The sequence below is a fragment of the Bradyrhizobium sp. 45 genome, from assembly GCF_023073155.1.
Taxonomy (GTDB): domain Bacteria; phylum Pseudomonadota; class Alphaproteobacteria; order Rhizobiales; family Xanthobacteraceae; genus Bradyrhizobium; species Bradyrhizobium canariense_D.
On record NZ_JADPIX010000070.1, the window covers coordinates 1 to 22,637 of the forward strand.

Genomic DNA, 22,637 nt, shown 5'->3' on the forward strand with positions numbered 1-22,637 from the left:
CATGGAGTGGCCATTGACGCCGATTTGAACTGTCAAGTCTTGTTCCTTGATTGCGCGAGGAAAGAAGAGGACGCCCGACGTTTTGCAGCAGATCTGATTTTGGGCGCGGCGGGGTAAAGGAGGAGAAACCCCCGCCGCAGTCGGGCCTTAGCAGTCAGTCGCGCTCTGTGTCGCCGCTCCCTATTCTGTACTCCGAGTATGGTTGTATTTTGGCCAACTCTCCCTGAGGGAGTGAACGCTAGACCTGCCGCCCGTATGGGCAGGTAGCCTCAAGTTTCGGCGAACGATGATATTCGCGCCGTGCTAGCTTTCGGCATTCCCGCACGGTTGGCGGAGGAAGCGGACCGGCACCTGACAAAGTGCAAAGTTCAATGCGGCTAAAAATGTGCGCTGTTTCACAAAAGTGCACAGACTGCCGGGCTAAAGTCATACACGCTTACTTTCCCTCGTACGTTGCGCCTGCACTATTTTTTGGCTTTCATTGTTTTGTGTTGGAGGCATTGATGAAGAGCTCTCGCGGTGTCCTTTTTGCCCAGCGGTTGAACGAACTCAATTCTCGGCTCTCAGAATTGGAAGAACTTCGAGAGCGGATCAAAGAAGCGGAGCGACGCGCCTGCGGTGCACCGTCACTACAATCGACACCAAAACTCCGAAGTCTCGCGAATATCGATATCTGTCCTGACACTCGTAACCGGGCACGCGCCGCTTCTATGCGACGGACTTCCCGAAGGGCGCGACCGGCGCCCTAATGGAGTGGCCGGATTCACCTATGAAAATGCTGGAACTGGAGAGGACTGCGACGCTGCGGCCGTTCCAATCGTCCAAGTATTGCGGGTCGCTCCATGGTTTCAGCCGATCAGTCGAACGAGAACACCGTTGTCGCTACGCAGTTGCCGATCGCGGGCAATTGGCACCTTTTCGAGTGGATTTGGGGAGTGAGCTTTTTCCTCAGCATCATGCTGGCGATGGCGGGATGGCTCTACGTGCTGGGCACGCTTTCCATCAAAGTTGTCTATTGGCTAGCTTCCTAGCAGCTTCGCGCGACACGCCGATTGCCGAGAAGATTACCATTAAAATTTGACCGAGATTTTAGAACCGTCCTTCAGCAGTCTTCCGGTACGCTGTTTGAGCATTCATCAGTGGAGGCACTCATGAGATATCTACCTGACCATGGCCTGCCCCTTGTTCAACTCAAAGAGCGTCGCCGCGAATGGTCGTGGCGCTGCAGAGCCGCATCGGCCCGATCAGCGATGACGAACTGCAGAAGATTGCAGCCATACAGCAGACCATCTCAGCTTTCGAGGATGTCATCGCAGATCTCGACGCGGAATGCCTTGATCGGGCGGCTTGAGACGAGCCAATCAGGCTTGCGCACGCCCCGGATCTGGATAAGGATCATGCCGCTACCGGCTCGCGTATTGGGTGGCCGCCCCACCTTTTATTAGGACCATTGGCAGGCCGCCGTCATCCCCAGGATGGCGGCGGTATGATTCAGGGGCGACGAGCTAGCCTAGTAGCGCGAGCACTCTCAATGCCGCGCAGCCGATCATTCCCCAAATCGCAAGGCTAATCAGCAGCGCATCGCTCATCGCGTCCATCCTGCGTATCCCCTGGTGCAGAGTGGCGGTGATTCGAAGAAGTGACCAGAAATTCCCGTTGTGCGCCGCAAGGCCAGCACGTACTCGCCTCCCAACGAGAGAGCCAATACCCTGAGAGAGTGGAAGGACTGCCATCTGCGCGAACCAGATCGCATCGACAGTCGCGCAGATGACGACAATCTTACGCAATAACCTTTACGAACAAACTATGCGTCTACTTACCGAGGAGAGCGAACCGCATGTTGCTAGCCAACATAGATTCAGCCAAAGACTAACACTGGCTGGAGGCAAGGCCGAGGGGAACGGCTGATGCCAAGAACTATCCAGGAACAACTGGACCAGGTGGAACGTGATATCAAACTTTACACTGAATTCGATAAGGCCGAAAAAGCTCGCTTCGATCGCGAGTGTTACCTCTGGACCGCGGAAGACCGCATCGAGTGGCAGGAGACGCAGCTTTCCAATGCTCAATATCTTCGGGGACTAAACGACGAGCGCGTTGCGTTGCTTAAGCGGCTAAAGGGGTGAGCGGCTGTTGGCGAAGCGCGGTGCCCTGAAGGGAGTGGACCGCCTGTCCTGAGGGAGTGGACGGTTGGCGAGGGGAGATTTACGCTGCGATTGTCCAGCCGAGAGGAACCCTAAGTAACTTTCTCACGTAAACACTTCTAAGATGGCATTTTCGGAGAAGACCCATGGCCAACGCGAACCTCGCAAACCCGTTTGCCAGCTGCTCAATGAAGCTGAAGCGCGCTCATTACAATCTTACGGTCGGCATTGGACCAAGCAGCATGTGTATGCGCAGAATTAGGCGGCCAAGCTGCAGACGGAACGTACTTCCCCCATGGGAAAGATGCGGCACATTTCGAAAAGAATTTAGAGAAGCAATGTCGCAGGGTACCCCAACATTTCGTGCAGATTATTCGTGAATGCGAGCCATACTGTGGGGGCAAGGGATACCTGATCCGTGCCCTGCACGAGCTAAACATCGTAGAAAGCATCGCCCTCTTATCCAGCAAGATTTCGCGATGCAAGAGGTGCATATCGATCAACAAATCGAATCGACCCCCGAAGGTCTTGTCATCCTTCCGCCCGTGCATTGGAGCAGCGAAGCGGCCGCGAAAGATGAAGACACCATCGAAAACTCAAAAGACGCAGTGCGTTTTAGCTGTTCGCTCTCGTTTGGAGAAGTCGAAGTCCTTCGAAGCCGGCCGGTCCGAGTAGTGATGGAAGAAATGGCGGCCTGCGTTCAGCAGATTATCGAAAAGCTAGGAAAATCCGCTCTCTCGCAGCCATGACCATACCGAAATGCCTGCACCTATGTGCTTCGTTTGATGCACCGCCCTGGGAGATTGTTCTCGGAAAGGCACTGTCCAGAAGGGAGTGGACACAGCTTGCTCAGGGCTCGTAGGATCAAGCACTCAGGAGAGGCCAGATGCCTGTTGCAAAGCCCTTTCACCGGAATTTTCGAGGAATCGCAGATGGACCGAACTCGGGTTACAGCAGCTTGGCCTACATCCTCGATCGCGACTACGCGAGAGACGCCGAACATTATGTTCGTGCACTGACACTGATCCAGGACGATCTTCGTTCAATATTCGAATACGTCGAACACCAAGCGCCGAGTGCATGAGCGCCTACTCGTTCCGGATCCACTCGCTCTTCATGCGGACCTGCATCGAGATTGAAGCACATTTCAAGGTGATCCTAGCCGAGAACAATTGCAGCCGCAGCGGCCGGCAATTGAATATGGTCGACCATCGAAGGGTAGAGGCTACACACCACCTGTCGTCCTACGAAGTCATGTTACCTATTTGGAGCGCTTCGCCGCCGACCTTGCGACCTTTCGAACAGTGGCGACCTCTACGTGGACTTCCGAGTCCCCACGGAAAGGGCGTCCCAATTTCCTGGTACCAAGATTACAACACCAGCAAGCATGATAGGCACGATGCTTTCAAGAAGGCTAATTTGAAGAATCTGATCCTGTCCGTCGCCGGTCTGCTGATGATCGTCACGTCTCAGTTTGGTGCACAAGATTTCGGCGCTGGCACACCAGCAATAGTTTGGTCCAACGGCTATCAGCCGATGCGCGCTTCGATCGGCGAGCTATTCAGAGTCAACTATCCCACCGACTGGGCCGAGGATGAAATCTACGACTTCAACTGGTCGGATATCAAAGATCAACCGAACCGGTTCGGGCGCATCGACTTCGACGCCATACCCGCTTAAGCGACGTGACGCGCGATGGACGATGCACGAATAGTCAAACTAGCTCTTCGATTCAGCTCGCCTCAGGCCCAAAGCGCTCAACGAGGCGGCCAGTGTCTCTTGAGCCTCTTGCGTCGTGTAGCTGTCTCGAGTCGTCATGGTTACGATCAGAGCTGCCGCTGCCGCGATAGCTTCTGCTTCACTGACTGGCCCAGCCACCCCCTGCACAGGCCAGGTCGCAACTGGCATATTGCCTGGCAAACTCTGAATTACCGAGAGTTCGCCGCCGTCGTAGGGACGACCGCTAAACCAGTACGTTGCCGCATCGCCGATGTCGCCGCTTTGATTTGCCGGCTGGCTGACATTCTGCGAGACGGCCGGATTGTCTCCTACCCAAAGGGCGAGCACGACGTTGATTGCGTTCTTGTTCGCAGCAGAAATAAGAGTGACACCATAGTGAGCGGTCATGATCAGGGGTTCCTTCGCGACATGAGATAGGAGGCCAGGACCGCTGCTTTGGTGGCACTCAGTGGCTTGGTGATAAGAAAGGCCGCTCCGATCCCGGTCCAATAGTTTGACGGAGTGGCGAGCGCGCGAGCAAACAGAGCGACGCGGGCTGCCGCCGTGGCGGGCGTCCCGGGCAAGCTCCCCTTCCTGCGCTCCGTCTATGAACAGCACAGTGCCAGCGGAGCTATAGGCCCCTCTGATCACCCGGCGTCCTGAGAATAGCGTGGTGCCGCCGACAGAGACGTTGCCGCCGCCGGTTCCGAAAACCGTTCGGCCGCAGACTGGCGTGGCGATCCTTCCGATCGTGCGAGCGTCGCTTTGCGACGCGTTGGCATAGCCGAACAGATCGAAAAACGTTGCGCCGGCAAGATTGTCGTTCTGCGCCAGCGACCACAATTCGCCGCCCGCGTCCCCTGCCGGCAGGCCGGTGAGCAGCGCGGCGTCTGTGCACACCAGACAGTCGTCGATACCGTCAGACGTTAAACCCGGGGAGCCGTTGAACGAAGTGCTGGAAAACACCGGCTGCGCTGCCCCCGAAGCTTGAACCGCGCTGTATCCAGCGACGATGTCCCGCCAAGAAGAACCCCCCGTCGCAATCGTCATGCCGCCGTTCGCGCCCCAATAGTGCGCGTCAGCGTCCCACCATGCAAGCAGATCATTGCCGAGCGCCACTACGGGATTGTAGGCGTTCACTCCCCCAAGGAGTGTGTACAGGTCAGTGAAGTTCGCCTGCGTCGCAGCGCGCAACTGATCGCTTGAGCCCGGCATTTAGATAGCGCGCGACCGGCAGCAGCAAGCCGCTGGCCACGATCGCATAGGCCGGCACGAAGACAGGAGCTCCGGTGAGCCCCTGCGCCTTCACCGCAGCATAGAGGTCCGCAAAATTGACCCGCGTAAAGTCCAGCACCTGGCTGTCAAAAAGCCCGCTGTTCAGAAGCCGCGGCACCAGGTTGGTACCGTACTCGGAATTCAAAGCGGCATTAGAGCTCCACGAAGTCGGCCTGCACTGCCGCCCGGATCTGCTCGCGGGAGAGCCCGATGTTTAAATCTTGCTGCGTCATCTTAAGCGGCCGATCTCAGGATGTCGTTGAGCGACGCGAACCGAAACTCCTTCAGCGCGCTGCCTTCAGTCGCGTTGATGACTTCGACACCGACGGCGCGTGCGGCCTCGTCCCAGCCTGCAAAGCCCGGAACGAATTCGCGCTAATAGATCTCGGAATCGCGGGCCCAGCCCTTGTACTCGTCGTGGCAGTGCTCCCGGTCCTACCCGCGTCGCGCCGAGCGCGATCGCCATGCCATCCCAGTTCGCCACCAACTGGCGCCGCGGCTCGTACCCGGATTCCGTGAAGAACAGCACGCTCGCCCAGGGCGCCAGCACGGCCGACAAGTTGATGGCCATCGACCGCCGGCCGCGCACACGCTGGCAGATCTCCGCCATGAGGCTCGGGCCCGACGGCAGGCAGAAAATCGTCTCGCCCTTGAACAACCAGGCGTAGTTGTCTTTTCCGGTATGCTTCAACCCAGGAATCCGTTTCAAGCGGCCGACCGCCACGATGTGCGAGCACGCTTGCCCAGTCACGTGTTCCAGCAACAGCGCATGCATCACCTCCCCGGTGTAGGGCGGGCTGGCGGGCGGGGGCGTCTTTTCACTTCCGCACGTTCCGATCCCTGTACTGCCGGAGAAGCGCAGAGCGTCGCGCCAGAGGCGCCGTGCCTAACTATTGACGAGCTCCTGGCACAGATCGGGAGCCCCGTCACACGCCTGACCACACGAGCGAGCTAGACGATGCCGTTTATCAAGGAAGTAAAGTGGGAGCACGTTCCTAGCAGCACCAGCGGCGAGGATAGTAAATGGTGAAGCCGCCGCGGCCAAGGCCGTGCTTGGATCGGATCAGTTGGTTATTTGACGGCGCGCAAGGCGCCGAAGGAATTGTTGCTTTGGTCTTTGACATGCCGCTGGAACATTGCCCAAGCGCGGTCCAAACATCTCCATCTTCTGTTTGATTGACCGCGCGACCGCGACCACCGCGTCGGTCCCCTGCCCAATCGCGTCGTTCAGATTGAGCATGCCGAAGTCAGGCCTTATTTCGCAGCGGCCACAATTCAAGCGGGCCGCCGCGACTATTCCGCAATGAGACGTGGCCGACTCATCTGGCGGCGTTCCGCTCGCATAGACAAAGTGGCGGCGATCTCGCTCCTGCCGGAACTGGTAGGGGGCGCCGCTGAGTTTTTTGAATATTCTTTGCCGCTTCGGCGAGAAGCTCTTCCCAACTGAAGCACTCGGCACGCAATCCATGCGGTTACGACCTGTCGAGATCGGGTTCTCCAAAGAGAAAAGACCAAATGGACACGGTCATGAAAACGCCCTTTAACGTGCGCGGAGGCGAAGATGTGCGCGGCATCCCGTTGAAAGATCTAGATGTAAGCGAACCTAGACGATTTCAAGATGATAGCTTATGGCCCTGCTTCGAGCGGCTGCGAAGGGAAGATCCCGTTCACCACTGCCAAGACAGCCCACACGGACCATATTGGTCGATAACCAAATACCGCGATATCGTGGCTGTCGACACAAATCATAAAATATTCTCGTCAGCGCAAGGTGTCACGATCCTCGACGTGCCCGAGGAACATTGGACACCGAGTTTTATCAAGGCAGGTCCTCCCAAACATGCCGCGCAGCGCAACACCGTAAGTCCGATACTCGCACCGGACAATTTGGAAAAACTCGAAGGATTAATCCGCAGTCGCGCTAGAACAATCCTTGACGGCCTGCCGCGCAATGAAGCATTCAACTGGGTCGATATGGTCTCGATCGAGTTGACGACGCAGATGCTGGCCACACTTTTCGACTTTCCGTTCGCGGATCGCCGGCTCCTAACGTACTGGTCGGACGTAGCCGTTGCAGCGCCGACGGTTGGGCAGGCGATCGACAGCTGGGGCAAGCGAAGCGCAATCCTGTCCGAGTGCTTGACATATTTTACTCGGCTTTGGCGGGAGCGGATAAATGCCGAGCCACGATTTGATCTCATTTCGATGATGGCACACTCGTCCGGGACTCGGCATATGGAGCCACGTGAGTTTCTTGGCAATCTCATTCTACTGATCGTGGGGGGCAACGACACCACGCGCAATTCGATCACCGGTGGCCTGCTGTTCATGAACCAGCACCCCTCCGAGCTACGAAAGCTGCGAGATAATCCCGCCTTGGTGTCGAGCGCTGTGTCCGAGATTATTCGATACCAAACGCCCATCGCACATATGCGCCGCAACGCCACCGCGGACATCATCATGGGAGGCAAACAAATCAGGCGAGGCGACAAGGTCGTGATGTGGTACATCTCAGGCAACCGGGACGATGAGGTCATCGAGGACGCCAACAAATTTACGATCGATCGCAAGAACGTGCGCCAACATCTCTCGTTCGGATACGGCATCCATCGTTGCCTTGGTCGACATCTCGCGCGGCTGCAGCTTAAAATCCTCTGGGAGGAGCTACTGAATAAACGCATGGAGGTCGAGGTCGTTGGCGATCCGCAGCGTGTTGCATCGAACTTCGTGCACGGTTATTCCGCACTCCCGGTCCGAATCATAGTCTAGGCTTTGACGCCCTGAAATGACGCGTGAGCTACACGGCAGGACCGTCGTCGGGCTCTCTTGATGACCAGTTACGCCATTGCACGCGGACCGGCGCGCGCCGCTGAAGATCGCCATCCCGGCTGGAGCCCGCACCTCTTGACCAACTTGGTCCGCCACTACGCTTCGCGTGACGCATCTCTCAGGCATCAAGTCCATGTCCGGGAACTCTGTCACAATCAGGTTCAGACCGGAGCACGGGCGTATAAGGTGATAGGTAAGCGGCAAAGAGACCCGCAAGCCCGAACCTTTGGTCGCAGCGGTCCTCCGGTGGCGGCTTATCGCTTCGAAGACAGCCGGTCCGGCGAATGCACTGTTCGCGATTCAGTGGCCTTCTGCCCGCGCAGAAGCCGGCCGCCGACCGGCGTGCGGCCTGATCCTGAACCCCTGCGGCCATCATCCTCGGCACCAACCACAGGTGCAGCGCCCATCATCTTGGCGGTGTCAGGCCACAATGAATGCGCGATCATCGCGATCCGTCATCGGCGCTGCTGGTCGATCCGGAGCCGGCGCGGCGCGACGAGCGGACCAACTTCACCGCATGGTCCGGCCTCGAGGGTGCGTGGCCACAGGTTCACATACACGCGTCAGCGACGGTCTGGGCCGGGCGAGGAGCATCAGTTCTTCTTCGGCACGAGGTTGAGACTGACAGCACTGCAACTGCAGCGGAGCACTTCCTTGTCACCCTTGATAGGCGAAACGCAGAGGAATTCGCCGCAATCGGTGTTGGGGCACTGCATCAGTTGAAGCAACTGTTGAAACGAACTCACGACCGCAGCGAATTCCTTCGATTGCAGGTCCGCCCAGGCGTTGTAGTGAACCGCCTTGTTGATCATCCACTCTTCGGACTTTGTCGCCGCCACCCGCTTTTTGGATTCTATCTGGAGCGCTTCGGCATCCTGAATATTTTTCCCCCACGAGGAGGCGGAGTCGCGCGCCTCTTTGAGACGGGCCTTCCATGCGGCTAACACCCCGGGCCAGAGATCGCCCAGGTCGTATTGTCCGTTTCCATGATATTCGATGCGAGCGCGCAGATTATCCGCAAGGATCGTCGAGGTGAACTCCAGATAAAACGTCGCAAAGTCCCTGCCGCCAAAAATACATTGTCATTGGCGAGGTGTTTCTGGATCTGCGTCCAGACGTGACCCTCGTTCCAGACCTGTGGGCCACTGTCGACCGTCCAGCCGCCAAAGGTAAGAGTGCTCTGAACCAGCTTTTCGCTCTGCATGAACTTGAGCCACACGCCGTCGTGAGTGGTCAGGACAAACTGCGTGTTTGGAAATTTCTGCTTCAGGAGCGCGCAAACCTCACGACGATGGCCGGCGTCGACCGACATCAGCACATCGTCGAGGACGGCAAGCGTAAATCCATCGCCGAGCGTGTGCTTCACCAGTGCAAGATAGAGGCAAAGCCCCATGCCATCCTGATGGCCCTCGCTGTGGTAGGCCCCGGGAGGAAATCTGCCTCGTCCGTAAAAGTCGACATCGAAGGCCAGTTTGCCGAATGATGCAGAGAGCTTGCCCTCGAAATTGGCCTCATCGTCGCGGTTGATGAAACTGTAGTATTCGGTGAAGTCCTTCTGCACCTTGTCGTAGATGCCTTCCAACATTGCGGTGCTGACCGTACCGTAGTGGCTAAACACCGCAGAAGCTGTTTCGGCCTGCTGGGCCGCGATATTGAGGGTCTGCTGCGTCCCACGGCATTGATCGTATTTCTCCTGGGCGACGATCAAGAATTCCTTGGCTTCTTGCTCCTTTGAAGGGTCGGAGAGCGTTTCGATATAGGCCGCCAGACGATCGGCGGGCTGAAGCAACTCGACCGCGGGCGATGCCCCCAGTCGACCAAGGGCTTGCAGCGCGTGGGCGATCGCTGCCGGGTCCCGGACGACCTTGTCTAGTGTGTCGCGGTCACCGTCGAGGGCCTTTGCGTGGGACCGCAGCGACGTGGCATCTATAGGAGGACTGGCCTTTTCGCACCATTCGGCCACTTTGCCCGCGTCAAGCGCCATCGCCCGCAGGTGAGCCGCGAGGGGGTCGATCGCCAGGGCCAGTTGCTTCAATGCCGTCGAGGCTGCATCTGCCTTTGCGATCTTCTCTTGAAGATGTGTTGCCAGGAGGGCCATCTCCCAGGGACCGTCGCACAGTGGACAAGCGTCTCCTTCGACCAGCTCAAGACCCCGCTCAACCAAAGCGCGCTGCTTGATACCCCTTAACAGGGCCGGATCGTCCGTGAGCTGGGCGAGAGCGGCGACTGCATCCGACTTTGCGCCAGTTATGGTTATTTCCTGCGAGACAGCCAGCCTCTTCAGGAAGCTCGCAAGGTCATTCTTGGCGCCGAGCTTGGAGAATGGCTGCGACGCCTCGTGCTCGGCATCTGGATTGATGCCTACCTTCAACGCATTTTCCGGCGCGAGGTCCGCCACAGGATCGAGCTTCAGCACAGCTCGACGAGCATTTACAGAAGCAAGCAGATCAGTTTTGTTTGGAGTGGCAATGCCGAGATGGTGAAAGAAATCGGACTTGGTCCGCCGATCCTCCACCTCGGCCCTTCCGTGGTCGCGTTTTGCATCGTTGGCGACGCGTTGGAGTGAGACCCGCAGCTTTTCGAGCTGATCAAGGCGCAGCAGCTCTTGGACGTATTGTGATCGTTTGCCTGCAGGAACGAGAATATACTTGATGATTTCTCGACGAGACAGGGCGAACTCAGGATGGGTTTCGAGCTGCGCCAGAAGCGCCCTGTTTCAGCACTGCTCGGCTTGAGTACCGCGGCGCCTGGATTCTTGACGCTCCGCTCGATTATGAAGCTCTTTTTGAGAGCGGGCGCATAGACCTGCAGGCGAACGAGCGCGGTTTCGGGTCTTTTTGCTCGCGTCGACATGTGGAGCGTGCGCCTTGACACTCAGCTCCGCCGTGCCCGCACCGCCGAGACGAGTGATGTTTCCGGTGAGGGCAAATTCGATCGCATCCACGATGCCGCTCTTGCCAGTACCGTTCGGCCCCGCAATGCCAAAACTCCTTCGGCCCAACGAGCGCTTGAGATGACGAATTCCACGGAACTCGACAATTTCGATTTCTTCAATCTGGATCATTGGTCGGCTCAGCAGCATTGAAAATGGCCGCCCGTAGGCTCTCGGCGTCCAATTGATGATCCGCCAGTGCCTTTCGCAGCGCCGACAAAGACGCCCGCGAAAGGGTTTTCTGGTCCTCGAGCTTTTTCAAGAAGGCATCGACAACGGATGAGACCGTAGATGAAAAGGGAAGATCGTCAGCGGCCATATGGTTGCTATTCCTGGGCTGGCCACCTGCTTCTGTGCGGCAGCGTCAATCGCGAGACGTCTCGACAAACAGCGATTTCGGACGTGGCCTAGTGGTTGTGCACAATGCGCCACTAATCGCTTACGTTACTAGCCCTGCAAAGCCGCCCAGAACGCTTCGCCAAATGAAATTGAGATTAGAACTGAGCCACCCATCTGGCACAATGAAGCCGACTTGAAAGCGCTGCCTGAAAATCAATCAAGCCGACCGATCGACCATCGGAAAGATCTGCAGTGACCTCGGCTTGAGTTTGACTTGAACTGAGTCAGCGAGCACACCGCGGAGGCCAAGCCGACGCGAACGAAGCAAAGAACGCTGCCCTCCCAAGCTTGACATATTTTCCTGCCCCAGGCCCGTGGCGGGGCTCGTTTTACCCGCCACGGCAGCTGCGAACTAGGCTAGGCGGACGCAATGTTCGCAGCGCGGCCGCCCTCCGGTGCCGGAGGCGAGATTCTGCCGTTCGATGTTATTGCCCTCGGTACACTTGTCGTTGTCGTGATAGACGCTTCGCGCACCAGGCTTCGTTGAATGAAATGGTGAAACTTTCGACATAAATCGGTCCCCGACGGAGATGGGTGCATTTGTTCGTATGTGGTAGCAAACATGGGGGTTTGAATTAGTGCAATGACTCTCGAGCCAGCGCTTAAATTTGGCGCTCCATCGAATTTTTCGACGAATTTCACCATCGGTGGCAGCAGACCGGCGCTTGCGGGACGCAGATCGAGCTTGAGTTATGTCAGTTATTGGGACGCCCCACGAGGCCAGCAAAATCAAGATAGACTGCCTCACCGACCTGCACACGACGAAGGTGCTGCCGGTATGCACCGGGAAGCCCGATATTTCCTCGCACGATTGTGGGACTGGCGCGCCAAAGACGATGGCAGCGATCAGCTTTGTCGATCGGCAGTTGCGCCGCGTGCTCGATTGGTAGAAGGCTGAGGGCGCCTCCCTTGGCGTGCACCTGATCGCCGCCTCCGATCATGGACATGTGACGGTGCATGCGCGGGCCGATCTATTTGAGACGCTCGAGGCTGCCGGGCTGCGCTGCGGCCCGGCACCGGCGGCCGGCATCGATGCCATCGTCATACTTGGCCAAGTCGGAGCAATTTACCGCCGAGCCATCGGACGCCGTTATCCGCCGCACAGTAGGATCGATGATCGAGCGGCCCTGGTGTGGTCCGGTGCTTACCGCGGGTGGCGCGGCCTATGGCATTGCAGCGGCCAGCTTTGCCCGCCATTTGGTGTTCGCCGACCATGCCCTATCGGCGGACATTCTGTTCTCGTTCCGGTCGGATGGTCTCGATCCATTTGGCGTTATGGGCCGCACCTTGAGTGCGGATGGGGCGGTCGGCTTCGGAGTGCACGGCGGGTGGCATGCCAACGAGATGTCGTCGGTCGGCATTTTGGCGGGACCGCTGATCGAAAAACGACTTCGTCTCGCAAGTTCCCTCAGGCATTTGCGACATTGCGCCGACAGTGCTCGGTCTTCTGGGCCTTTCGCGACGGGCAACGATGACCGGTCGTGCGCTCGCAGAGATCTTCATCGATGATGGACAGGACGTACCTCGTACGGTTGAAAAGATATACGAGACCAGCAGCGGAAGGAGAGGATTGCGACCTCGGGCCGAATTTGAGGCCAGATTACGTCGAGGAACGCTGAAGTCAGGAAGGCTTGAGAGGCAAGATCTGGGTTGCCGGCGGGCGGCGGCGCAGGCGTCGGCGCCAGCAGGGTCTCCACTCGTCTGAGCATCTCGGCGGAGGTCGCGATGCAAGGGAAGTGGCCGGAGAGCGTCACTTGTCCGAGCTTTCGAGCTTTATGATTCAGCAGGCGCGTTGCCCCCCGCCGAGTTGGAAGCGAGGACTGAGAAGGTCCTGCCGTTCGCCGCGAGGATCTCACCAAGTGATGGCACACCGACTAGATGGCCGTCGCTCGCGGCATCAAGGTGCTCGATCAGGCGCGCGTCGCTCGTGTCGACACAGCGCGGTATGGGCGACTGCCTGTCGAGATATTGATCTCAATGATGCCGTGGCGATCCGGCGTCGCGCCAGTGACGAGGCTCGTGAGCGCTATTCGTGTTTCGCTGGGCGAGACGGTGCGCTGCCTGCCCAGCACCGCACCGCACCGCGGCGCTGCAGCCTGACCAGATTCGGCGTCAATGATGGTTTGACGAGATCGGGTCGAAGCCCATCGAACAGCACGATGAGAACCCGATTCCGGATCGGTCGGTCGAACATGTAAAACTTTCGTCTAACTGGAACGTAGCAGACTGGGAGCGACCAGGACCTGGCTGGCGCAGCCCAGCGCCATCGACTTGGAGCCGAGGCTGATCGCTAGCACGAGCGCAATGCGGGTATGGCGCTCCCAGCCATGCTGACCAAAGCCCGGCCAGCGCGACGGCCGCTCCCGAGCCGGGATTAGCGGCGTGCGAGCGCCAGCAGCTCTCCTCAGCTGTAGATCGGCCCGGCTTGTCTTGAACGGAGGGTGCGGGGTCAGTGGTTTGGTCTGATCATGATCGCCTGATGCACCTCTGCGGGCACAGCGTGAAGCCACGGAATTCATCACAGGCCCCGAGGATCGCCCAATTCCGGCGAGGACGTCAGGTAGGATGTCCAGCAACGTCGATAGCACGGCCCCGCAAGCAAGCGTAGCAAATGCCGCGTCCAGGAGAACCTGCTCGCGCCCTAGCCGATCCTGATCTGGTCGACGTCGCTTGAGCCAGCAAGCGTGATCGATGCTGCCGGCAGATCGTTTTGCCTGGCGGCTTGATTCCTGCGAATGCGATGCATCTCGTGTGCTTGGCATTTCACAGCTGTGGCGCTCGCAGACACCGGTGGGCGTCTCGAAAATTGATATGCCCTGACTAAGCGTGATCGTATCGACGCCCGGTGCGCGCCGCTGGGCTGCTCGATTTTGCCGGCGTTGCTCTCGAAGGGAGGGACTCGTTGAGCCATTCTGGCAGGAGTGACAAGTTGGAAAGCCAATCGCCAGGGACGCCTTGAGGACTCCTACTCGCACTCGAACGAGCTAACCATTTTGGCTATCGTTTTTTGAAATGAAATGATCGAAAAATATGATGCTAGTTGAGTTACTATTCGTTGTTATGTTATCCCTGCAGTCGCGCCGTGACGCGAAACCTTCAATTTTCAGTCCGGGCGTTCGCCCCGGTCACAACCGCACGGGCAAGCACCCGGGCATATCGTCGCCGCTGGCATCAGTGATGCGCGCGCCTCAGAGAGGGCGACTTGCTAAGTGGCGGAACCGCAGCACGAGGATCGCCGCATAGATTGTGAATCCGGTCGACAAGCCAATCCATATACCGACGGCCCCCAAACCGATCTTCAGACTGAGCCAATAGCTGAGGGAAAAGCCGATCGGCCACCAAGCAATAGTCGCAAACAGCAGCGGCACCCGCGTGTCCTTCAGCCCGCGCAGGCCGCCTGCCGTAATGCACTGGGCGGCGTCAGTGATAAAGAGGGTTGCGCCGACGATGAGGAGCGTTGCAGCGAGGCTGATCGTTGCCTCCGAATCGCGAGCCGTTCTGCCCAGAAACAGCTCCACGACCTCAAAACGCACGGTGATCAACGTAAGCGTTAGCGTTGTAGCTATGACCATACCGAGCAACATCGCCGCCAGATTCGCCCGCTTGACGCCTGCACGGTCGTCGCGGCCGGCGGCATGGCCAACGCGCATGGCAGCAGCCGTCCCAATGCCGAGATAAATCATAAACAGGGTCGAGGAAACCTGAACAACAATCTGGTGAGCGGCCAGTGCGCTGTTGCTGATCGAGCCCGCAACGAGCGACGTGGCTACAAATAGTCCCGACTCGATCAATGAAGCGATGGAGATCGGCGTCCCAAATGCGATGAGCTGCCGCATTGCGCGCCAATCGAAACGCCAGAGATCCGCAAGCACATGGTACTCACGGAACGGCCGGCGCAGTGCAGCGAACCACAAGCCCGCCAAAAACATGCCGCAGTTGACCAGCGTGGTCGCAAGACCTGCCCCGAACAGTTCCAACCGGGGCAGCCCAAGCTTCCCATAGGCCAGAATATAGACCAACAACGCATTGAGGGGGATGGCGGATAGCGTAATCCAGAAGACTGGCTGTGGCCGATTGACCCCACCCATGAAATTGCGGATAGCCAAAAACGCCAGTGCCGGAGCCGTGCCGAGGGCTAATCCGAAGAGGTATTGCTGGGCGAGCTGCGCCACATCTGGGGTCTGGCCCAAGGCAAGCAGTGTTTGCTCTGCTCGCAGCGCCACAGCAATGATCGGGAATGACAGGATCAGGGCCAGCCATAGGCCCATGCGCAGCGAGCGCTGTACCGCGCCTAGATTATTTTCCCCAAACGCCCGCGCCGCCAAAGGCGCAATGGCACTTAGTAGTCCCACGCCGAATGTGACGCTAATGAGATAGAGCCGGCCTGCCAGCGCTGCCGCGGCGAGCGCCTCAGCGCTGATACGCCCGATGAAGGCAAGATCAGTCGTCATCATCGCAACCTGCGCAACCTGCGTCAGCACCATTGGCAACGCGAGCTTCGCGGTTTCGCCGAGCTCGATAGAGAAGCGACGGATAGCTGCCCGTCTCGTCCCTTCTGGTCGCCAGTTTAATGCCGGCTTTGTCTTGGCTATCTTGTCCATATCATCAGGCCGCCGTTTGCCTCGGCGAACGAAATATCGCTTCTTTCACGGAGTATTACGTTCTGACGTGAATTCGCGGTCAGCCTGCGATGCTGCTCGCGGGCAGCCTCGTGCGACCGCACGTTTAGACGCAAAAACGGACCACGGCTTGGCCACTGGGCTTCGACCAGCACGGCGCCGATTTTCGCATGCAATAAGCGCCAAGGAGAGGTTGCAAATGCCGCGCCAGAATTGGCCAATCACCGCAATCGTGCAATGGAAACGGCGCGCATCGGGATGGAGCCAGGCCGATCATGGAGGCGATTCATGCGCAGGCCACTGCGTTGATGCCAAAGATTGGAGGCCCGAAGTCGGACCCGATCCATGCCACGAACTGAAGACTTATCATCCCGCAAGCCATCCCTGCACTCCTGAACAATCGATGGGATCTCGCTCTTCAACGCCGCCCATCTCACTCTTCAATGCCCATGCCAACTGCGGCGAATTGAATAGATGCTCGCTCTTCTGCAAGCGGACTTGTCGGGAGATCGACAGCACGTCGCAAACAAGACAACCGGCATCGCCTGCTCACCGGGGAGAGGGCGGCGATGCGACCACATGACGAGCGTGATTTCATCCGTTAGGAGGACCTAGCGGGATTGACTCGTTTGCTCGACTGGATCACAGACATCGATATGCAATCACATTGATGAGCTGCGTGGCCTCGATCCCAGGCTTGGCACCTTGGAAAATGACGTGCTCTCGACATTGGTGGCACAAGTTAGGAAGCCATAGACGTCGATCGTGACTTCCCCTTCTTGGGCCTTGCACGGGATTGTCCAGGAAAGGCTGCATATGAATGCGGTACTGTGCTGCCTCGTTAGCCTTATTCGGCAAGGTTTTCGTTTGAAAGCGCTGATGTACGCTACCCGGCTGAGGCTAGTGCCGGTATCGTTGGGAGTTCATCGAATCTTTGCGTGCGCATGTGAGCTTTCAGCTATCCATACTGAAGATACTTGCCGGCCAGCCGGGCGGCCGAGCCGCTCTTGAAGTCGTCAAACAGCACTTGGCCATCTTTTACACCAGCGGACCCGAGTGGGCAGCGCGCATGAAGCGCATCGCGAGCCGCGAGCCGAACCTCGATATCTTTGGACAAAAGCTCATCGACCGCGAGGTGGGATACTGGACCATCACTGAGGAGGGACGGAAGGTCCTTGAGGTTCTTGAGAAGCTCGATCGAGGTGTGGCGCAAGGCCAGCCCGAGGCACAGGCCGATGAGCCAGCTGGCGATGAGCGACGGCCTGCCGGCTGCGCCGCCACGACCGATCGCCCGCAGAAACCGTCCTGGCGTAAACGGTTGTAGACGCGTGACGGGCGCTCAACGCGAGGAGTCGCGCGGACGTCCTTATGGTCAGGCAGTTCTTCGAGTTAGATCGCGGAACTTCAGTTTGGAAATAATGCAATGGCGTTGGGGACTGTGAAGTGGTTCAACGCGGCCAAGAGATACGGCTTCACCAGCCGGAAGACGGGGGAGCTGGCATCTTCGTTCACATCAGCGCGGTCGAGAAGGCCGGGCTACACCAATCTCGCGGAAGGCGTTCGGGTCAGCTACGAGCTGATGGCTGGTCGTTCGGGCAAGATGAGCGCCGAAAATCTGCGCATCGGCTGATCGGCAGCCCTGAGGAATCTGCAAAGTTTTGGCGTTTCTGAATTAGCTTCTGGCTTGCGCGAGAAGCATCGACTCAGCAAATCTCCCGGCCTGAGGCGTTTCCTGTCCGACGCACGATCAGCGGCGCGCATCGGAGCGCCGTGCGAGGCGCTTATCGGGATCGCATTCTCAATACAGACATTGCAGTGAGGGATGCGACAAATCTCTCGGCCTGCTTCAAGCGCGAACACTGGATCCGCTGGTTCACTCCGTTGGACGCGCGAAGATCGATTTTGCCATATAGGCCGATCGGTAGCTCCCGGTTGTTGTTGAAGCGCCGGTCCGGGCCGCCCTTGCGATTCACCTAGCGCCAAGTCTGGTCTACGACAGTCGCGTCGGCGGGCGGCGTCTCTTCCTCGACAAAGCGAGCGCTTCGAAACATGAATTCAATGTCTTCGTAGCCGAACCCGGCAACAATCTTACGGCAGTAACCAGGATCGCGTCAGGTGTCAGATAGACCGTCTCTTTTCCGGGTCCGCTCGCTGGCGAGCAGGCCGTTCACGCGCGCGGAAAGCTCGGGAAGGATGCGCTATTCGATGCCATCGAACGGGGGAGCGACCGCCCCAATACGAATCGTGGGCAGCCAGCGAGACACGAATATCGAGCTTGTGGTCCACGAGCTTGTAAGGACCGCTTCCAACAGGGGCTGTGGTCCACCGCTCCCACGAGCCCGCCGCCACGAGGCGCGCTGACTGACGATCTCCGATCCGCAAGCAGCCAAACGCTGCTCGAGGAGCGCGTCGCCGCCTTGGCATGCACAATGACGGTAAAAGGATCAACGATTTCGACTTTCTCGAGCCGATCAAGCGAGTGAAGCGCCTCGGACATTCCGCGGCGTCCAGGTCCGAGCAGGTGTCAGGACCAAGACTAAAGGCAACATCTTCGGCCGTCAAAGACGTTCCGTCATGGAAAGCCACTCCCTTGCGGAGGAACAGCCGCAGTGACTGCGCATTGATCCGCTCCCAACGCTCGGCCAAGCCGGGCCGTAGCACCATATCATGGGCATGGTCGAAGGTGATCAGCGTATCCAAAAGCTGCGGCATGGTCCGGCGAATGGCAGTATCGGTCGCGATGACCGGGTCTAACGATCGCGGAAATCCGGACATGCCGACCTTCAGGCGGCGACGCGTCAATGTCTTAGGCTCACCCTCCACAGCACCGGCGCCTGTGCTGGCCAACACGCTTGCGGCAACCGGGCCTGCGATGGCTTGCCGTCACGTCAGTTCGATATGGGTCATCACCCCCTCCGGTTCCACTTCCATTCCTACGAATGCCACGCCCGCGAATTCTTAGATCGGCACTGACACTGGTGACCACCGAAATTGGGCGCTTGTGTCATCAGGCATATTCGCGATTGTGTACGACCCTAAAAACCTGAACTGCTGCGGCAGGATGACACTATCGAATAATTCGATGTAAGCTTGCGAAGATGCGATAGTTGGCACTTCTAACGCAGGCTGATGAAGAGGGAGAGCGAAGACGCAACGCACTGCGAACGGCCCAACAGCGCCGCACGAAGAAGCGATACGATTATTGTAATCTTCGATGATTTTATCCAATGCCGCGATCCCCCGGTTAGTTTGGTCGTTCGCGTTCGGATAGACGCCACGAAACCGCTCATTCGAACTCGAAGGATATTGTGTCTTGTCTCTCGTTTCAGATCGGCTCAATCTCGTCCGTCCCTCTCAAACCAAGGTCATGACGGCTCGCGCCGCCGAGCTGCGCGATCAGGGCGCCGACGTGATTGCGCTCAGCCAGGGTGAGCCGGATTTCGACACGCCGTCCGCTATCTGTGAAGCTGGCATCCGAGCCATCCGCGACGGGAAGACGAGATACACGGCGGTCGCCGGAATCAAGCCACTGCGGGCAGCGATCGGCGAGAGCCTCCGTCGCGATCATGGCCTCGATTACGGTATTGACCAGATCACGGTGGGCTGCGGCGCCAAGCAGGTCGTGTTCAACGCCCTATTCGCTAGCCTCGATCCGGGCGACGAGGTTGTGATCCCAACGCCATGCTGGGTCTCCTATCCCGACATGGTGGTGCTGGCCGACGGCAAGCCGGTGCTCGTCGCCTGCAGCGAACTCGACGGCTTTAAGCTCCTCCCCCGAGCGCTGGAGAAGGCGATCACGCCGCGCACCAAATGGTTGATGTTGAATTCGCCATGCAATCCGACCGGCGCAGTCTACAGCCGAGGTGATTTGCTCGCGCTCGCTGCGGTGTTGCACGAGCGTACCCATGTGCATGTGCTATCCGACGACATCTATGAAAAGCTCACCTACGACGCCGACTTCGCAACAATGGCCGCAGTCGCGCCGGATCTCTACGAGCGCACACTAACAGTCAACGGCGTGTCCAAAGCTGACGCGATGACCGGTTGGCGCGTCGGGTATGGTGCCGGACCTCTGGCGCTAATCAAGGCCATGAACCTCATCCAGGGCCAGACTTCTTCGCACACCAGCTCGATTTCTCAACATGCCGCGCTCGAGGCGCTGTCAGGGAGGCGGGACCATATCAAAGAGTTCGTGCGCGCGTTTTTGGAGCGCCGCGACCTTGTCGTCTCCAAGCTGAACCAGGCCAAGGGGCTTGCTTGCCGTGTGCCGGACGGTGCCTTTTATGTTTTCCCCTCTTGCAAGGGGGTCATCGGCAAGCGCACGCCGGACGCCAAGCTGATCGAAACAGACAGTGACTTTGCGATGTATTTGCTCGACGCTTTCGCCGTGGCTGTCGTGCCCGGCAGCGGCTTCATGGCCTCGCCCTATATCCGGATTTCCTATGCTTCCTCGTTCGAGGACCTCAACCGGGCCTGCGACCGAATCATCGCCGCCTGCGCGACCCTGTCCTGAAAGCCAATCTGATGTCCCTGCCAAAAGCCTGCGCGCCCGCATGGCCGAGACTGGCCTGGTCCACATCATGGCCGCCCACAGCCCATTTTCGGCGATTCTCGCGGGAAGAAGCCGGATTTGACGGACTGTGGGCGTCCGGCTTTGAGCTGTCTGTGCCTTATGGGCTGCAGGACACGAGCCTCATCTCAATGACACAGCATCTGGACATGCTGCGGGCGATCGCCGGACGCACGAGGCTGCCGATCGTCGCGGACATTGATGCGGGCTATGGCAATGCGATCAGTGTCATTCACACTATCACGGAATATGAGCGGGCCGGCGCCAACGCCGTTGTGATCGGCGAGGCCGCCATAACGGCCAGATCGGACCCTGATTTCCTCGTCATCGCCCGCACCGAAGCCTTGATTGCCAGCCTCGGCGAAGCGGAGGCCCTGCGTCCGGCGCGCGCGGAGGCTGGCGCGGACATGATCCTGATCCATTCGAAAATGACGAATCCTTCCGAGATCGAAAGCTTTTCGCGCGCCTGGACCGGAGCGGTGCCGCTGGTGGTCGTGCCGAACGCCTACCCTGACCTCGACTCCACAGCGGGTCAAAACGTTGGGCAATGTCAGCATGATGATCTATGGCAATTACGGCATCCGTGCTGCTGCGAACGCCATGCAGGAGACGTCCCGACGGATCATCGCTGACGGCGGCGCCCAGAACGTCTACGCAGGATATTCTGCCGGTAGATGAGATCTTAAGAATCCAGAATATGCAAGAGGTTAAGGCGGCTGAAGCTCGCTTCCTTCGCTGAACGCTGCGACTGATACTGCTGTCGAGATTTGAACGAACTCAGGACCGCGCTCTGCTCCGGCGCACTCTAAACGCTCTTAAGATGTGGTCCTGTCGTCTAGACGACCCTCGATGTCGACTGCTCCATCAGCGGTTAGCCCGCTTGGCGGCACCTCGAGATCACCTCTTAAAAAACCGTCGACGGGAATCGGTAGTTGCGTGCCAGACCGCACGAACCGTAGCAAGAAGGCGGACTTTGCGCGTGAGATATCGTTCATAAGCGGTAATCCGGCTACACGCATCGAATAATGTGATGGAGCATTCATTTCCGGCGCCGCCGTGACAATCAGCGGACATTCCAGGACTACCGGAGCAGAAAATGGCTGCCGAACACAATGAAGTGCCTCTCAATGCTATACGGGTGTTTGTGACCATTGCGCGCGAGGGAAGCGTAACGCGTGCAGCGAGCACATTGGGAACGACACAGAGCTCGGTCAGCCGTTATTTGGCTGTGTTACAAGACTACTTTGGCACCGATCTTGTGCAACGGCGAGGCCGGCGGAACGAATTGACTGAATTCGGAAGGCTCTTCGCGAACGCGGTTGCCGAACCGCTTGACACAGTGTGTTTCACCGCGAAAAGGATGCGGCGTCGGATCCGAACGGACGCCAATCGACTCGTGGTCCACACGTCTCTTTCCACCTTCGCATACTCCTTTCTGATTCCGAATCTCCAGGCGTTCTCTGCTGAGATGGGCGGCGTAGTCGTCGACGTGATCAGTTCATTGTCTCCGCCGAGATCCTCCGACAATTTCGACATCTTGCTCACTCGCGATCTTTGTATCGCTGAACCGGCCGACGATTGGGCGATCTACAATGAGACGCTCGTATGCGTAGGTTCTCCAAATCATGTCATGGGAAAAACGCTCTCAACTGTCCATTCAATGCCAATTCTGAACATCACATCGCGGCCCGACATACTGCCAACATGGCTTAGGGCCATGAACCTTTCCGCACGGGAGATCAAGTCGGGGGCGCGATACGATCATAATTACCTTGCTTTGCCGGCCGTCATGACCGGAAAATGCCTGCTGGTGGCGCCCGAAATTATTGTCAGCGATCTCGTGCGGACAGGGGCGCTCCATGTGATACCGGGATCACGTACTTCAAGCGGCATGCAGTATCGGGCCTATGCGGTGGACCGAAGTGACAATCCCGACATCGCTCGTGCCTTTTGCCGATGGCTCGCTCGGCTCTGTAAAAAGGCCGCAACTCCGGAAGCCGCCTAACCGCGTATCGGTGTTAGCAGAAGTTCGATCGATGCTTTGAATAATGCTAGCATTACAGTTGCTTTTTTGATTTGAAGTGGGCGCGTTGAGCGGCAGCCTGGTGAGCTCTGCGCCAGAAGGACCATGCGATGATGTGTGCGGGTTG

General features: G+C 58.3%; 22 protein-coding genes. 14 read left to right on the top strand and 8 right to left on the bottom strand.

What is annotated here, in order from left to right:
* Positions 1 to 842: 842 nt before the first annotated feature.
* From IVB42_RS12965 to IVB42_RS12985, 5 genes are all read left to right on the top strand, one after another.
* Entirely contained in the window at positions 843 to 1,031 is a 189-nt protein-coding gene (locus tag IVB42_RS12965; RefSeq protein ID WP_247470320.1) for a hypothetical protein, read from the top strand.
* A gap of 179 nt (positions 1,032 to 1,210) precedes the next feature.
* Positions 1,211 to 1,351 carry a hypothetical protein gene (locus IVB42_RS12970; protein WP_247369848.1) on the top strand — a complete coding sequence of 47 codons (141 nt, stop codon included), beginning with the start codon at positions 1,211 to 1,213 and terminating at the stop codon, positions 1,349 to 1,351.
* A 556-nt stretch (positions 1,352 to 1,907) separates the two neighbouring features.
* Positions 1,908 to 2,126, top strand: a complete 219-nt coding sequence (locus tag IVB42_RS12975; RefSeq protein WP_247367554.1) for a hypothetical protein — start codon at positions 1,908 to 1,910, stop codon at positions 2,124 to 2,126.
* 497 nt (positions 2,127 to 2,623) lie between these two features.
* Entirely contained in the window at positions 2,624 to 2,893 is a 270-nt protein-coding gene (locus IVB42_RS12980) for a hypothetical protein (protein WP_247470321.1), read from the top strand.
* Positions 2,894 to 3,224: 331 nt separating this feature from the next.
* Positions 3,225 to 3,824: a hypothetical protein gene (locus IVB42_RS12985; RefSeq protein ID WP_247470322.1), complete on the top strand. Its 600-nt coding sequence runs from the start codon at positions 3,225 to 3,227 to the stop codon at positions 3,822 to 3,824.
* 39 nt (positions 3,825 to 3,863) lie between these two features.
* On the opposite strand, the gene IVB42_RS12990 is transcribed toward IVB42_RS12985, so the two are convergent.
* Positions 3,864 to 5,003: a hypothetical protein gene (locus IVB42_RS12990; protein WP_247470324.1), complete on the bottom strand. Its 1,140-nt coding sequence runs from the start codon at positions 5,001 to 5,003 to the stop codon at positions 3,864 to 3,866.
* A 22-nt stretch (positions 5,004 to 5,025) separates the two neighbouring features.
* A complete protein-coding gene (locus IVB42_RS12995; protein ID WP_247470325.1) occupies positions 5,026 to 5,283 on the bottom strand; it encodes a hypothetical protein in 258 nt (85 codons plus the stop codon).
* Positions 5,284 to 5,602: 319 nt separating this feature from the next.
* Between IVB42_RS12995 and IVB42_RS13000 the strand changes: the two genes are divergently transcribed.
* Positions 5,603 to 5,806, top strand: coding sequence for a hypothetical protein (locus IVB42_RS13000; RefSeq protein WP_247470327.1), 204 nt, complete (start codon positions 5,603 to 5,605; stop codon positions 5,804 to 5,806).
* Positions 5,807 to 6,653: 847 nt separating this feature from the next.
* On the top strand, positions 6,654 to 7,907 hold the full coding sequence (locus tag IVB42_RS13005) for a cytochrome P450 (protein ID WP_247470328.1): 1,254 nt from the start codon (positions 6,654 to 6,656) through the stop codon (positions 7,905 to 7,907).
* A 653-nt stretch (positions 7,908 to 8,560) separates the two neighbouring features.
* On the opposite strand, the gene IVB42_RS13010 is transcribed toward IVB42_RS13005, so the two are convergent.
* From IVB42_RS13010 to IVB42_RS13025, 4 genes are all read right to left on the bottom strand, one after another.
* Entirely contained in the window at positions 8,561 to 8,914 is a 354-nt protein-coding gene (locus IVB42_RS13010) for a hypothetical protein (protein WP_247410950.1), read from the bottom strand.
* Positions 8,908 to 10,482, bottom strand: a complete 1,575-nt coding sequence (locus IVB42_RS13015) for a hypothetical protein (RefSeq protein ID WP_247470329.1) — start codon at positions 10,480 to 10,482, stop codon at positions 8,908 to 8,910. Before IVB42_RS13015 ends, IVB42_RS13010 begins: the two co-directional genes overlap by 7 nt.
* A 201-nt stretch (positions 10,483 to 10,683) precedes the next feature.
* Complete coding sequence (locus IVB42_RS13020; RefSeq protein ID WP_247470330.1) at positions 10,684 to 11,031, bottom strand: ATP-binding protein; 348 nt, start codon at positions 11,029 to 11,031, stop codon at positions 10,684 to 10,686.
* The gene (locus tag IVB42_RS13025) at positions 11,018 to 11,218 is read right to left on the bottom strand and encodes a hypothetical protein (RefSeq protein ID WP_247284198.1); all 201 of its coding nucleotides are present in this window, start codon (positions 11,216 to 11,218) and stop codon (positions 11,018 to 11,020) included. Before IVB42_RS13025 ends, IVB42_RS13020 begins: the two co-directional genes overlap by 14 nt.
* 772 nt (positions 11,219 to 11,990) lie before the next feature.
* On the opposite strand from IVB42_RS13025, the gene IVB42_RS13030 reads away from it, so the two are divergent.
* Positions 11,991 to 12,188 (top strand): hypothetical protein, encoded by a 198-nt coding sequence (locus tag IVB42_RS13030; RefSeq protein ID WP_247370301.1) that lies wholly within the window; start codon positions 11,991 to 11,993, stop codon positions 12,186 to 12,188.
* A 223-nt stretch (positions 12,189 to 12,411) separates the two neighbouring features.
* The gene (locus IVB42_RS13035; RefSeq protein WP_247370299.1) at positions 12,412 to 12,807 is read left to right on the top strand and encodes a hypothetical protein; all 396 of its coding nucleotides are present in this window, start codon (positions 12,412 to 12,414) and stop codon (positions 12,805 to 12,807) included.
* Positions 12,808 to 14,486: 1,679 nt separating this feature from the next.
* Here the strand turns inward: IVB42_RS13035 and IVB42_RS13040 are convergent.
* The gene (locus IVB42_RS13040; protein WP_247470331.1) at positions 14,487 to 15,899 is read right to left on the bottom strand and encodes an MATE family efflux transporter; all 1,413 of its coding nucleotides are present in this window, start codon (positions 15,897 to 15,899) and stop codon (positions 14,487 to 14,489) included.
* A 952-nt stretch (positions 15,900 to 16,851) separates the two neighbouring features.
* Between IVB42_RS13040 and IVB42_RS13045 the strand changes: the two genes are divergently transcribed.
* Together IVB42_RS13045 and IVB42_RS13050 are read left to right on the top strand one after the other, a co-directional pair.
* Positions 16,852 to 17,241 carry a hypothetical protein gene (locus tag IVB42_RS13045; protein ID WP_247370292.1) on the top strand — a complete coding sequence of 130 codons (390 nt, stop codon included), beginning with the start codon at positions 16,852 to 16,854 and terminating at the stop codon, positions 17,239 to 17,241.
* Between the two features lie 99 nt (positions 17,242 to 17,340).
* On the top strand, positions 17,341 to 17,547 hold the full coding sequence (locus IVB42_RS13050) for a cold shock domain-containing protein (RefSeq protein WP_247470332.1): 207 nt from the start codon (positions 17,341 to 17,343) through the stop codon (positions 17,545 to 17,547).
* A gap of 488 nt (positions 17,548 to 18,035) precedes the next feature.
* Here the strand turns inward: IVB42_RS13050 and IVB42_RS13055 are convergent, their stop codons facing one another.
* Positions 18,036 to 18,692, bottom strand: a complete 657-nt coding sequence (locus tag IVB42_RS13055) for an ABC transporter substrate-binding protein (RefSeq protein ID WP_346732216.1) — start codon at positions 18,690 to 18,692, stop codon at positions 18,036 to 18,038.
* Positions 18,693 to 19,230: 538 nt separating this feature from the next.
* On the opposite strand from IVB42_RS13055, the gene IVB42_RS13060 reads away from it, so the two are divergent.
* From IVB42_RS13060 to IVB42_RS13070, 3 genes are all read left to right on the top strand, one after another.
* A complete protein-coding gene (locus tag IVB42_RS13060) occupies positions 19,231 to 20,430 on the top strand; it encodes a pyridoxal phosphate-dependent aminotransferase (RefSeq protein WP_247470333.1) in 1,200 nt (399 codons plus the stop codon).
* An 11-nt stretch (positions 20,431 to 20,441) separates the two neighbouring features.
* A complete protein-coding gene (locus IVB42_RS13065) occupies positions 20,442 to 21,119 on the top strand; it encodes an isocitrate lyase/phosphoenolpyruvate mutase family protein (RefSeq protein ID WP_247470335.1) in 678 nt (225 codons plus the stop codon).
* 464 nt (positions 21,120 to 21,583) lie between these two features.
* A complete protein-coding gene (locus IVB42_RS13070; RefSeq protein ID WP_247470337.1) occupies positions 21,584 to 22,492 on the top strand; it encodes a LysR family transcriptional regulator in 909 nt (302 codons plus the stop codon).
* The last annotated feature ends 145 nt before the right edge of the window (positions 22,493 to 22,637 follow it).